General features: G+C 59.2%; 13 protein-coding genes. All 13 read right to left on the reverse strand.

The genetic code is table 11. From position 1 onward, the window contains the following. Positions 1-235: 235 nt before the first annotated feature. Positions 236-931 (reverse strand): RraA family protein, encoded by a 696-nt coding sequence (locus ACR0C3_RS20180; protein ID WP_480760190.1) that lies wholly within the window; start codon positions 929-931, stop codon positions 236-238. Next, positions 928-1,623, reverse strand: coding sequence for an alpha/beta fold hydrolase (locus tag ACR0C3_RS20185; RefSeq protein ID WP_480760191.1), 696 nt, complete (start codon positions 1,621-1,623; stop codon positions 928-930). The genes ACR0C3_RS20180 and ACR0C3_RS20185 overlap by 4 nt, the downstream gene beginning before the upstream one ends. After that, positions 1,623-2,744, reverse strand: a complete 1,122-nt coding sequence (locus ACR0C3_RS20190) for a cobalamin-independent methionine synthase II family protein (RefSeq protein WP_480760193.1) — start codon at positions 2,742-2,744, stop codon at positions 1,623-1,625. The genes ACR0C3_RS20185 and ACR0C3_RS20190 overlap by 1 nt, the downstream gene beginning before the upstream one ends. Positions 2,745-2,754: 10 nt before the next feature. Beyond that, positions 2,755-3,357, reverse strand: coding sequence for a class I SAM-dependent DNA methyltransferase (locus tag ACR0C3_RS20195; protein WP_480760194.1), 603 nt, complete (start codon positions 3,355-3,357; stop codon positions 2,755-2,757). After that, on the reverse strand, positions 3,354-4,313 hold the full coding sequence (locus ACR0C3_RS20200; protein ID WP_480760195.1) for a cupin domain-containing protein: 960 nt from the start codon (positions 4,311-4,313) through the stop codon (positions 3,354-3,356). The genes ACR0C3_RS20195 and ACR0C3_RS20200 overlap by 4 nt, the downstream gene beginning before the upstream one ends. Positions 4,314-4,461: 148 nt before the next feature. Further along, positions 4,462-5,451 carry a nuclear transport factor 2 family protein gene (locus ACR0C3_RS20205; RefSeq protein WP_480760196.1) on the reverse strand — a complete coding sequence of 330 codons (990 nt, stop codon included), beginning with the start codon at positions 5,449-5,451 and terminating at the stop codon, positions 4,462-4,464. Continuing rightward, a complete protein-coding gene (locus ACR0C3_RS20210) occupies positions 5,448-6,491 on the reverse strand; it encodes a LacI family DNA-binding transcriptional regulator (RefSeq protein ID WP_480760197.1) in 1,044 nt (347 codons plus the stop codon). The genes ACR0C3_RS20205 and ACR0C3_RS20210 overlap by 4 nt, the downstream gene beginning before the upstream one ends. Next, on the reverse strand, positions 6,491-7,255 hold the full coding sequence (locus ACR0C3_RS20215; protein WP_480760198.1) for an SDR family NAD(P)-dependent oxidoreductase: 765 nt from the start codon (positions 7,253-7,255) through the stop codon (positions 6,491-6,493). The genes ACR0C3_RS20210 and ACR0C3_RS20215 overlap by 1 nt, the downstream gene beginning before the upstream one ends. Then, on the reverse strand, positions 7,255-8,307 hold the full coding sequence (locus tag ACR0C3_RS20220) for an ester cyclase (RefSeq protein WP_480760199.1): 1,053 nt from the start codon (positions 8,305-8,307) through the stop codon (positions 7,255-7,257). The genes ACR0C3_RS20215 and ACR0C3_RS20220 overlap by 1 nt, the downstream gene beginning before the upstream one ends. Then, positions 8,304-9,635 carry a histidinol dehydrogenase gene (gene hisD, locus ACR0C3_RS20225; protein ID WP_480760200.1) on the reverse strand — a complete coding sequence of 444 codons (1,332 nt, stop codon included), beginning with the start codon at positions 9,633-9,635 and terminating at the stop codon, positions 8,304-8,306. Before hisD ends, ACR0C3_RS20220 begins: the two co-directional genes overlap by 4 nt. A gap of 11 nt (positions 9,636-9,646) precedes the next feature. After that, positions 9,647-10,177, reverse strand: a complete 531-nt coding sequence (locus tag ACR0C3_RS20230; protein WP_170380320.1) for an ester cyclase — start codon at positions 10,175-10,177, stop codon at positions 9,647-9,649. Between the two features lie 4 nt (positions 10,178-10,181). Beyond that, positions 10,182-11,336: a carbohydrate ABC transporter permease gene (locus tag ACR0C3_RS20235; protein ID WP_475220094.1), complete on the reverse strand. Its 1,155-nt coding sequence runs from the start codon at positions 11,334-11,336 to the stop codon at positions 10,182-10,184. Between the two features lies 1 nt (position 11,337). After that, positions 11,338-12,360 carry a carbohydrate ABC transporter permease gene (locus ACR0C3_RS20240; protein ID WP_170380322.1) on the reverse strand — a complete coding sequence of 341 codons (1,023 nt, stop codon included), beginning with the start codon at positions 12,358-12,360 and terminating at the stop codon, positions 11,338-11,340. Positions 12,361-12,380 lie beyond the last annotated feature (20 nt).

Consider the following 12,380-nt stretch of genomic DNA (forward strand, 5'->3'; position numbering starts at 1 on the left):
GAAAGAGTGGACTGGCTGTTCAGTCAACACGGTTTTGCATCTGGCCGGTTCTAAGGCGCCATCTGACGAACGGCTATGCTCCGTCAATCCTGGTTTCTGGCAACCTTACAATAAGGCTGCCTTTGTCTTACGCCGACCAAGATGCGAAAGTCAGACTTGGACTTGTGATGCCATTCTAGAGACTTGTGGTCTGTAGATTACTATTCAGGGAAAGTCTGTCGCTTGTTTGCTGCAATCAAACTCTTGCCTTTTCGAACTCGGCCCATGCGGTTTCAAAGGTTTCAAAGTCAAACCCAGATTGGCGTGCAGCATCCAAGACGATACGCTCTGTCACCAGCAGTTTTTGGATCGCCGCTTCCAGATGCACAATGATATCTTCTGGTATCACAAGTGCTCCGTGACGGTCAGCGTGTACCAAATCACCTGGGCGTACAGTCATGCCGAACACGGAAACCGGTGTATCAATCTCGCGTATGTGGACGAAGCCATGGCTCGGGCCGATTGAACCGGCGACGACGGGAAACCCATCGGGTAAGTCCCCAAGATCACGCATCACGCCATTGGTTACGACCCCCGACATACCAAACCCTTTGTGGACCGACGTGTTGATCTCACCCCAATAGGCGCCGATACAGTCCGGGTAGTCTACATCCTCAATCACCGCGACAGATGGCTCTGGGGCCTCGGCCATATATTTGTAATAGGCCATGCGCCGCGCCCGGATCACATCTGCTGGCTCGGTTGGCGGGTGAATAGCGGCGATCTTGGCGGTGCGTGCATAGCCGACAATTGCTGGCTCATCGGGGGCAGAGCACTGCAGGGTGCCCCGGGTGAACTGATCAAAGCCCCTTTTGCCCTGTGCCACCTCGATGGCGTTGCATACTGTGGGCGTGTCGACCTTGCGAAGCAGAGACAGAAGCGATGGGGTCATGTGTCCTCTAGCCAGCGGATCAGGGCCGCCGTGGTTTCTTGTGGTTGTTCCAGAGTGGGTAGGTGCCCTGCGTCTTCAATGATCGTCAGCACGCTGTCCGATAGAAGATCGTGCATAAGTTGGTGGCGTTCGACAGGGCAAAGACTGTCGGCACGCCCGCACAGAACAAGCGTTTTGCCGGTATAGGCCGACAGGGTCGCGCGTTGGTCGATGCGATCCATCAGGGCTTGCGATTGACGCAGAAAGACGTCTGGCCCCAGATCCGTAGCCATAGCCATGCACAGGTCCAGGATAGCGCCCTGTCGTGGACCATCCGCCAGATAGTTGGGTTTCATCTCATCGCGCATCACCTGTCGCAAGCGCCCTTCGCGCACAGTGGCCATCTGCGGTGCACGGCGCGCTTTGACCTCGGGCGTTTCTGCCAGAGGGTTGGTATCGAGTAAAGCCAGCCGCTCCACCCGATCCGGGGCCTGACGCAGCACTTCCATTGCAACAATCCCACCCATCGACAGCCCCGCCAAAGCGAAGCGTGGAGGGGCATTGTTCAGAACCTCGGCGGCTATGGCCTCGACGCTGTCCTGCTGGCTTAGCGGGAAGCTCATCAACGGAGCTCTGTTTGACAGCGCGTCGAACTGCGGACCAAAGAGGCGCGCATCGCACATCATGCCGGGCAAAAAGATCAAAGGCGTCATCACGCAGCCAGCTTTGCCCCTGCCGACAGCGCCGCCAATTTGGCATAGGCTATTTGCGGATCAACCGCGCCGAAGCCTGCGAAGGTGCCAAAACCGCAATCGCTGCCTGCAATCACCCGATCCGCCCCAACGATGCCCGAGAACCGGTCGATGCGCTGCGCCACAAGCTCGGGGTGTTCGATGAAGTTCGTGGTGGTGTCGACAACGCCGGGCACCAGGACCTTGTCATCGGGAATCTCATTTTTACGGTCGCGGAACACAGTCCATTCATGGGCGTGTCGCGGGTTCGAAGTTTCAAACAGAACATAGCGCGATTTGGTCGCCATCAGCGTGGAGAACACCTTGTCCATTGCGATGTCACAACAATGCGGGCCCTCGTAATTGCCCCAACAGATATGTACGCGCACACTGTCCTGCGGGACGTTCTGCAGCGCATGATTCAGAGCCTCGACATGCATATTGGCGATCTTCACGAACGCGTCGTCCGACAGATCGGTGAACAACATATGCCGAGACAGGGCCAAATCGGGACAATCCAGTTGCAGGTCCAGACCGGCGGCCACAATGGTTTCGTATTCTTCTTTCATCGCATCGGCCAGCGCGGCCAGATACGCCTCGCGCGTTGGGTAGTGGTCATTCTGCAAAAACAGCGAAATCACCCCCGGAGAAGCGGCATTCATGAAACCTCGGTCTATCCCTTGCCGGGACATCGCCGACTTGAGGTTAGCGATGTCCTTCTGCAACTCGCCTTGCCCTTTTGAACGTACCTCGCCCGTACACATGGGGCGCGCATATTTCGGGGTGCCTCCATCATCGGCCAGACGCTGCAAAAAGCTGGGAAACATCTTCAGATCCGCAGGTGCATTGCGCGGGCTGTCACCGGAAAACCCGGTATAGCGGTCCTTGACATAGGTAGCGTAGGAAATCTTTGAGGTCTCGCCATCGCTGACGATACCCACCCCGGCTTCGACCTGTTTGCGCACCGTCTCGGAGACCGCTTTGGTCATGCATGCATCAAAACCTGCGGCATCATAGGGCTTGCCGTTTTCACGGGCGAAGATGTAGTCCACCACGTCCTGCGAGCGGGGTAGGGATCCAACATGCGTGGTCTTTACGGTCATCGGGGCCTCCTCAGATTTTGTGAGCCATCAGGATTGTGTGGCTTCGGGTTTCAGGGTCTTCGGCCAGAAACCCGGTCAATTGCAGCCCGTTCTCTTCAAGGCAAACAGCATAGCCTGCCGGAGACAGCGAGGCGTGATAGACGCGTTCCGATCCAACTGTACCACTGTCCTCTCCTGCGCGGGGACCGACGGTCAGCATCAGCATTCCACCGGGCCGCAAATGACGGGACATACGGGCGATACAATCCCTTTGCTCGTCCGCTGTCAGATGGAAAAAGCTGTTCCAGGCGATGATGCCATCGAAGGTCTGATCCAGTTCGAAATCGCGCATATCGCCATGACGCCAATCGCCATCGGGCCATCGGGTTCGGGCAATAGTCAGCATCGCTTCGGAAAAATCGACACCCGTGACGTCAAACCCTTCGGCCTTGAACCACCGCGCAATGGGATCGCCTGTCCCGCAACCTAAATCCAGAACGCAATCGCCGGGCTTCAGGCTGGCAGTGAAGCGCGCAAGCCAGCGCGCTTCGAACAAGGCCTTTGAGCGGCGTTTGTCATAGTCGGTCGCCTGCCGCTCATAAATGGCATGCGTGTCGTTTGGATCTGCGGTCATCCTGTCCAGGTGGCTCCTGCCGGGTCATCGGTCGCTGTAATCCGGTACAGACCCGCCTGTCCGGTCATCGACGGTTCAACGCTATAGCGTTCTCCCGGTAGAACCAAGGCAGTGTCTCCATTTGACAGAGCGGTCTCATAACCATCAATCGAGATGCGCCAGTGACCGCTGGCGGGCATTAGAACAACTGGCTTTTCAGCGACAATCGGATCATTGACACTCGACCCGCGTCCGAGGAAGTCGACCTCGAACCCTGGTTTATCTTTGATCAGAGCGTTTTCGCCAATCACCGGTGCTGGTTTATTGGCCGACAGCGCCATGAGATCCCAATAACGGGCCACGTATTTGCCCACCACATCCTCGACCGGTACTTCGGGGTAGTCTTTCAACTGTTCCTCGGTCAGCAGAGGCATCGGCCGCACGTTGTGGGGCAGCTCTTGGCCTTTCTTGCTGTCATACAGCACACCATTGTCACCCAGCATCAGCCCGTGGGCTTGCGCGTCCTGAATGACTTGCGGCGCCCAGGTCACGCCACCCCCGGCATCGTCGCCACCGAGGATCGACATGATCATCCCATAATCCTGACCGACATTTTCGAACCCTCGAAAAATACCGGTCGGGATGTTGAAGATGTCGCCTTCTTCGGCAATGAACTCACCCGCAGTGCCATAGCGACCCCAGAAGAACCGCCAGCGGCCCTTGGCGACAAAGAACACTTCGGCCGTGGTGTGGCTGTGCAGAGAGTTCCGGCATTTTGGAGGCTGTCCCGCAGCGCCGATGTTAAAGCCGATCTTGTCGGTGATGTGGACGTGCTGGTCGGGCGATTCCGAGACGCCGCCGCCGATGATGGTGAAGTTTTCCTTCTGATCGCTGCCCGGCGTATGGGCGTCGATGAAAGCGGTTTTGCAGGGCTGCAGCTCGCCGTAGCGGACGATGCGTTGTTGGATTGTGCTCATGATGGTCTCCTTGAAAATGGGGGTGATGGGATCAATCCCGTCCCCCGGGAGGTCGGTTGTTCAAACGCCGTGCGCGCAGCGACGCGCGATGCGTGTGAAAGCGCCGCGCCGCCTGACTGGCGTTCAGGGAGAGGCCCATCGCAGCCAATCAGCCCTCCTGTCCCTGCAGCAGGATCTGTTTCCAGACCGAGGTCTCGTCAAACAGGGTGTATTCCCGGCGCAGCTGCGGCTGGCCGCTGATCAACTCGCCGAACTCGCCGTGGCTGATGCCTAGAACATAGACCTGCGCACCGGTTGGCGCGCCAAAGACACCCCAGCCATCATGCTTGCCCCACAGGCTCCAGCGGATTGCGGCGCGAGGGGGCATATTCGGGTCGTCGCGGCCAATCTGGTGTTCGATCTTGAATTCGGCGTTTGGGAAGCTGGCGCGCAAACCCATCCAGAACCGATCCACAGAGTCCCAGCCATGGCCGGTGATCCCGCCGACATATTCGGACTGAACAGCGCGATCATATTCGGTTTCGATTGCGCCCATATCGGCATTCATGATCCGGGTCAGGATGTCGGCGTAACGCTGCCCCCATTCATTGTCGTTGCCGGTGCCCTTGTAGGGGCCGGGCTGGTCGATCTCGGGTGTCAGCGGTTTGACGCAGTTCTCAGGTCCACCTTCGCGGGCGATCAGATCGGCGGCGTATTCCTTGGGGTCCCAACCCATCTGACGCACGATCGCCCCCTGATCGCGGATCAGCCATTCGTCATTGATCTGATTGTCGATGGCGTGGCAGTCGGCGAGAATCCGATAGCGCAATTTGGTTCCGGTCGCTTTACCGTAAACACCCTCGGCCAAATGTGTCGCGGTCGAGATGATCCGGTGAGAGCTCAGCATCCCATCTTCCGGCGTACCGGACCAGATCACATCCTCGCCAAGCAATTGACGGTCGGGAAATTCGGCCAGCGTCGCCATGGTCGCACCGATAACGTTCTGGTTGCCCAGCACCACCGAGCCGGGCGAGCGCACAACGATGTCCTTGCTGTAATAGTCATGCAGCGTGGCGATGCCCCGGTCTTCCCAGATCTCTTTGGTGATCCCGATGATGTAGTCCGGAAAATCCCGGAATTTCGGATCAAAGCCCTTCATGTCTCAGTCCTTTGTGGTTTCCACCCCTTCGGCAAACGCGCCGAGGTCCGCACGATCAGCGGCCCATCAATGGCCACTTTGCGTGGTTCGGCCGTGGCCGGGGTGTCGATATGGTCAAGCAATGCGGTGACGGTTTCAGCCACCATCAGATTTGCGCGCTGGCGGATTGTCGTCAGGTTGTAGGCAGGCCACCCGGCGGGCGGCACGTCGTCATAGCCGATGACCGAGACATCCTCGGGCACGCGCAGGCCAAGTTCAAAGCGGATCACGTCCATCACCGCCAAAGCCATGTGATCATTGGCCACAAAGACCGCGTCAGGTCGTTTATCAGGGGCAACATCAAACATCCGACGGGCGGCGGCGCGGGCATTTTCGGTGTGGAAATCTCCGACATCATGAGCGAACACATCCTGCCCTCCTTCAGCCAGGGCAGCACGGAACCCAGCCTCGCGGTCACGCTGGGTCGAGGCGCCCTGCCAACCCGCGATATAGGCGATACGCTTATGTCCTCCGGCCAGTAGAAACTCAGCCACTTTGCGCCCGCCCGCATAGTTGTCCGAGGCCACCGTGGTGATCCCATCAATATCCTGCGAACGGTTGAACAGCACCACCGGAACGCCGGCCTGCTGACAGCGCGTGGCGATATCCGACGACATCGGAACCGAGGCAAGAATGACTCCGTCCACCTGATAATCCAGAATTTCATCCATCACGTCATCAATATTCCCGGCCGAGCGTGAGGCCATGAAAATCAGCACGTGATAGCCTTGTTCCTGCAACGCATTGGAGAGCTTCTCCAACGCCTCAGGGTAGAAGTAGTTCTCAAGATACCCCACCACCAAACCGATGATGCGGCTTTTGCCCGACACCATGGCGCGGGCCAGAACATTGGGCCTGTACCCCAGTTCAGCGGCGGCTTTGCGCACTTTGTCTTCGGTCTTTTTGCTGACGGATGCACCGGGCGTAAACACACGGCTGACCGCCGATTGGCTGACACCGGCCAGTTGCGCAACCTGCAAGGATGTGACTTTTTCAGCCATCAGTCCGCCGTCCACCCCCCGTCAATCAGCATCGAGGTGCCCGTCACCAGCGCCGAGGCGTCTGAGGCCAGATAGGCGACCGCGCCCATGATGTCTTCGACTTCGCCCACGCGGTCGAGCTTGATCTTCTCCATGATCCAAGCGGCACGTTCGGGGTTATCAAACGTGGATTGTGTCAGTGGCGTGCGAATGAAAGTCGGGCAGACGGTGTTGATGCGGATGCGCTGTTTGCCCCATTCGATAGCCATCGCTTTGACCATGCCCTCAAGCCCGTGTTTGGTGGCGCAATAAAGCGCCCGGTCCACGCCGCCCACATGGCCCATCTGGCTTGAGATATGAATGATCGACCCCGGCCTGTCCGCCGCCAGCAGCGCCTTGGCCGCATAGGACGACAGAAAATATGCCGAGCGCAGATTGACGCTGGTAACTGCGTCGAAATCTTCAGGCGTGGTCTCCACAGCCGGGCTGTGGCGGGCGGTTCCGGCGGAGTTGACGACCACGTCAAAAGTACGGCCTTCGAACAGCTGTTTCAGCGCCTGCAAGTCGCCCTGATCCACCACAGTGGCCTCGGCCGACCAGCCCTGCGCCTGCAGTGCGGCGACTGTCTCAGCCAGGCGATCCGCCCCGCGCGCGGCACAGACCACATGCGCCCCAGCTTCGGCCAGCGCCACGGCGCAGCCCTGCCCTATACCCGACGAGGCGCCGGTAACCAGCGCGGTTTTACCGCTTAGCGAAAACGAGGGGGTGCGGGGCAGGTCAGTCATCAGTTCATTCCATCCGGTATTTCAATACGGCCCATATTCCGGGCCTTGTTGAATTCCCGCAGACGGGCGAACACGTCAACTCCCAGTTGGCGATAAGCGTCCAGAAGATCGACCAGAACCCAGTTTTCGCGGATCAGGCCATTCTCGAGCCGCCAGAAATCCAGGCTGCGCATGGTGATCCGCTGGCCCGAGGGCGCAATCCCCATCCAACCGTCATGGGTCACCGTCTGGATCATGTTCGGCCAGCCGGTGACGGCGGCGTATTCGCCATCGCCAAAGAAGTGATAGGTGATGTCATCCACATACTGCCCGCGATCCGGCATTCCGTTCAGAAACGGAATCTGGTGCCAGTTGCGAAACCCAGCATAGCCGCGCCCGGTTCCGATCCCGGCGGGGCCGTACCAGTTCATGCGGGGATGCCAGAACTTCTCCATCTCCATCACCTCTGGCCCACCTTCTGAGGGGTGTTTCTTGAGGTGATCCAGCATGTCGATGATGTGCTGGCATGTCTGCTGGCCCTTGGCGGCATCATATGGCCCCGGTACCAGACCGTCCTGCGTCGCGGGACCTGGCACATGCCATTCGAGCCCCAGACTTGGGGCCATGGGCCAGGCGTTGGCCTGCAACATCACTTCGGGGATGTCCCACAGCGCCTGCATCTCAACGATCTTGCCGTCGCTGAAGCGATAGAATTCATGGAACCGCATCGTCACCTGATGGCCGGTCGGCGGGATATCCAGCCACGGCCCAGTGAACGTGCCTGTATAGAAGCCGCCACACCCGACCCAATCCGCGCCGTGTTCATCCGGCCCGGCTGTGACGATATAGTCGCGCCGCTCCAAGTCAGGCCATGCGTCCAGCAAATCCCTGTAAGCTGTGTCATAGAACGCGTCGCTGCCTGTGCTGTCGCCGAACGGGTGGCACAACCGAAACAGGGCATCCGGAGCGCTGACATTTGCCAGCGCCTGCCGCACACCCGTTTCGGTAAAGTCATACATAGCCGCCCTGATTTGCGCGATCAGGGCCTTGTGCTGCGTATGGATGTCGCTCATTCCGCGGCGTCCCGATAGGGGGCTGCCTCGCCATAGGGGACGTTGATCCCACCATAGCGGCGGACGCGGACGTTGCATTGCTCGGCATGGCCCACGAAGCCTTCCAGCATACAAAGGCGCGAGCCATATTCACCGATCAGCGTCGCCGCTTCATCGGTCAGAACCTTCTGATAGCTGTGGGTCTTCAGGTATTTACCTACCCAAAGCCCACCGGTATAGCGGCCCGCCTTTTTGGTCGGCAGCGTGTGGTTGGTGCCAATCACCTTGTCGCCGTTCGACACATTGGTGCGAGGGCCAAGGAACAGCGCACCGTAGCAGGTCATGTTCTCAAGGAACCAGTCATCGCGGTCGGTCATCACCTGCACATGTTCGGATGCGATGTCGTCGGCGACTTTCAGCATCTCGTCATAGGTTTCGCAGACAATCACCTCGCCATACTCGGCCCAGGACACTTTCGCAGTGTCGGCGGTGGGCAGGATGCCCAGCAGGCGGTCGACCTCGGCCAGAGTATCCTCGGCCAGTTTACGCGAATTGGTCAGCAGTACGCAGGGGCTGTTGTAGCCATGCTCGGCCTGACCCAAAAGGTCGGTTGCGCAGAGTTCCGCGTCTGCTGCGGTCTCGTCGGCGATCACCATGGTTTCGGTCGGGCCGGCGAACAAATCGATGCCCACACGGCCAAACAGTTGGCGCTTGGCCTCGGCCACAAAGGCGTTGCCGGGGCCAACCAGCATGTGCACGGGATCAATGGTTTCGGTTCCCAGCGCCATCGCGCCGATGGCCTGAATGCCGCCCATCACATAGATCTCATGCGCACCGCCCAGATGCATAGCCGCGATCACCGCTGGGTTCGGCTTACCCTGAAACGGAGGTGTACAGGCGATGATGCGCGGCACGCCCGCGACGCTGGCTGTCGCCACCGACATATGGGCCGAGGCCACCATCGGGAACTTGCCGCCGGGCACATAGCAACCCACCGACTGCACGGGGATGTTCTTGTGGCCCAGTATGACGCCGGGCAGGGTTTCAACCTCGATATCCAGCATCGAGTCCCGCTGCGCCTGTGCAAAGTTGCGCACCTGCTCTTGGGCGAACTTGATATCGTCCAGCTCGCGGTCGGTCAGCTGGCCGATCAGATCGTCGATCTGCTCGTGCGACAGGCGGAACGAGGCGGGGGAATAGTTGTCGAACTTCTCGCTCAGCTCGCGCACGGCGGCGTCACCACGGGTTTCGATGTCTTTCAGCGTGGCCTCGACCACGGCTCGGGTCTTTGCGTCATCTTCGGCCCGGTCAGCGTCGGATTTGCCGCGTTTCAGATACTCGATTGCCATAATCCTGATCCTTACTTGTCGGGGCGGGGTGCGGTTTTCTCACCCCGGTCATAGGCTTCCCAGCCCTCACCGTTAAACAGATCGACCCCCAGCTGCGCGGCCACATGGGCGAAATCCACATTCACCCAGTTGTCGACGATCTTGCCGTCGACCACTTTCCAGAAATCCATGTAACGGATCTCGACCCGCTTTCCGGTGGGGGCGATGCCCAGAAACTCGCCGGAATGGGTGGCCTCTTGCCGGCCAAAGGCTGCGGCCCATTCGCCCATATAGAGGCGTGCCTCGTCGATACAGGTTTTGTCCGAAAACGCGGCCTGGAAGGGGCGCTGCCAGTTATCCTGAAATTCCTTCAGGCCGGTCTTGGTGCCACAGCCCTGATTGCCCATCCAGCGGAACCCCTTTGAGAAGAACTCACCAATATCGTCAATACGGTGGTCGTTCAAACCGTCCACCATGGTTTCGATCACGCGGCGCGTGTCTTCGGTTTTGCTCAGATCCGTATCACGGGTCAGAACGGCTTGTTCCGGGCGGGAACCCTTCATTTCTTTATCCTTTTACTGCGCCAGCGGTCAGTCCGCTTACGATTTGGCGTTGGAAGATCATCACAAGGAAGAACAGCGGGGCGATGATCGACACCGCAGCGGCCACGGCGACCACCTGATCGGTCGTGGTTGTTTCGCGGTTGAACATGCCCGCAATGGCAGGGACCATCGTTTGGTTCTGCGCATCAAGCAGCAGCGAGGTCACCAGAAAGTCGTTATAGGCCAGCAGGAAGCTGAACAGCCCGGTCGTGATCACCCCTGGCCACATCACCGGCATGATCACGCGGCGGAAGGCCTGAAAGTGGTTGCAGCCATCGACCCGCGCGGCCTCGTCCAGTTCGGCCGGGATGTTCTGGAAGAACGAGCGCAGCATCCAGATCGTGAACGGCTGATTGATAGCAACCAGCACCGCGATCACGGCGAAAGGTTTGCCATAAAGCGTCGGCGCGTTCTCCCCCAGAATAGGCGCCAGCCATTCGGCCGAGTTTATGAAGACCGGCAGATAGCCTGCCACCAGAACCGAATGCGGCAACGCGCGAAAGATCAGCGCAATCAGCAAGATCCAGAAGGCCAGTGTCGAGCCCGACCGCGCCAGGCCATAGCCGGCCAGCGTACCTACGGTCAGCGATACGGTCACAACCCCGGCGGTCACGATCAGCGAGTTTTTGAAGTTGTTGGAAAAGCCCCGGTCGACCCAGACGGTTTTGTAGTGCTCGGTCGTCACACCCAGCACATCGCGACCCAGAGGGCCGAACAGCGGGTTCAACACGTTCAGAACCGCAGGCAAGACTACAAAGAACACCAGCAGGAAGGCGATCAGGGCGACAAGCACTCCAACGACCCAGCCGAACCACGCCTGACCCGGCGCGGTGTATTCCTTGATTTTCGCGGGCAGCACCTTGGTTACGACCACGGCCGCACCCCAGATCACCGCGATCCCGAGAATGATATCCAGAACCGAAAGTCCGTTCCCGGTGGCCAGCGTTGCCGGGCCAAAGATCACGTTCAGCGCGTTGCTGTCATAGGCATCCACGGGGGATTTGACGCTCATGATCGCGATCCAGACGATCGGGAAGGCGGCGACAAGGCACCAGAACGCCAGGAAGATGTTCGAAGTCAGCCGCAGGCTGAGGGGTTGGCGAAGCGCGCGCGAGGACATATCAGTGGCCTCCTTTATGGTCGCGCCAGGTGCGGCGCAGCGGCAGGATCAGCAGAATGACGATCCCGATCATGGTCAGCATCGCGCTGGCCGAGGCCCGACTGATCGACCGGTTGCCCGCCTGATCCGGCACGAGGAAGTCGAAGGTCAGCCATTGCAGCGAGATGACGTAAGCCTGGCTGGAGAAACCGACGATCTCTTCGAACACCCGGTAGGCGTCCATCAGGTGGATCATCGACACGAAGATGATCAGCGGCATCAGATGCGGAATGACGATGTATTTCATGCGCTGCCAGCGAGTCGCCCCGTCGATCACGGCGCTTTCGAGACTGTCCTGATTGACGGTTTGCAGCCCGGCATAGAACACAACGGCCGCAAACGGGGCCACGTGCCAGACGCGGTAGAACATCATCAATATTTCAATCGTCCAGGCCTGCGCGAACAGGGCGATGTCTCGGTTCAACCACCATTCCAGCAGCGCCGTCAGGATGCCGTCACCACGGAACAGCCAGTTGATCGACAGCGCGCCGATCACCGGCGTGATGATGAAAGGCAGCAGCGAGATGAAGATGACCGGCCCGCGGATCGACCCTGCGGCGTTGTTGATCAGAACCGCGATGCCCAACCCGAACCCAATGACCAGAGGCAGCGTGATTAGCGTGAAAGTCAGCGTGAATCGCAGCGCCTTCCAGAAATTGATGGTGGACAGGACCGACCAATTGCCCTCGGTGATCGCGCGCCAGGCCCGCTCGGGTTCAAGCACGTTGCGATAACTTTGCAGGCCGACATATTCGGTCTGTGTGATCACCTCGCCATGTTCGTCCAGCTTGGGCTGCGATTTCTGCTCGGTCACGCAGGTCTGGGTCAGGAAGCCAGGGGTGCAGGTTTCGACCTCGACCATCTCATAGACGGGTTGGGTGATGTAAAAGCTCTGCTTGAACACGCTGACCAACGGGAAAGCGATAAAGAGAAGCATCATAAAGACAGAGGGGCCAACAAAGGCGGCAAATGTCCTGAAATTCATGGCTCTGCCTTTCTCATGGT

This window comes from Ruegeria sp. CK3, assembly GCF_056536565.1.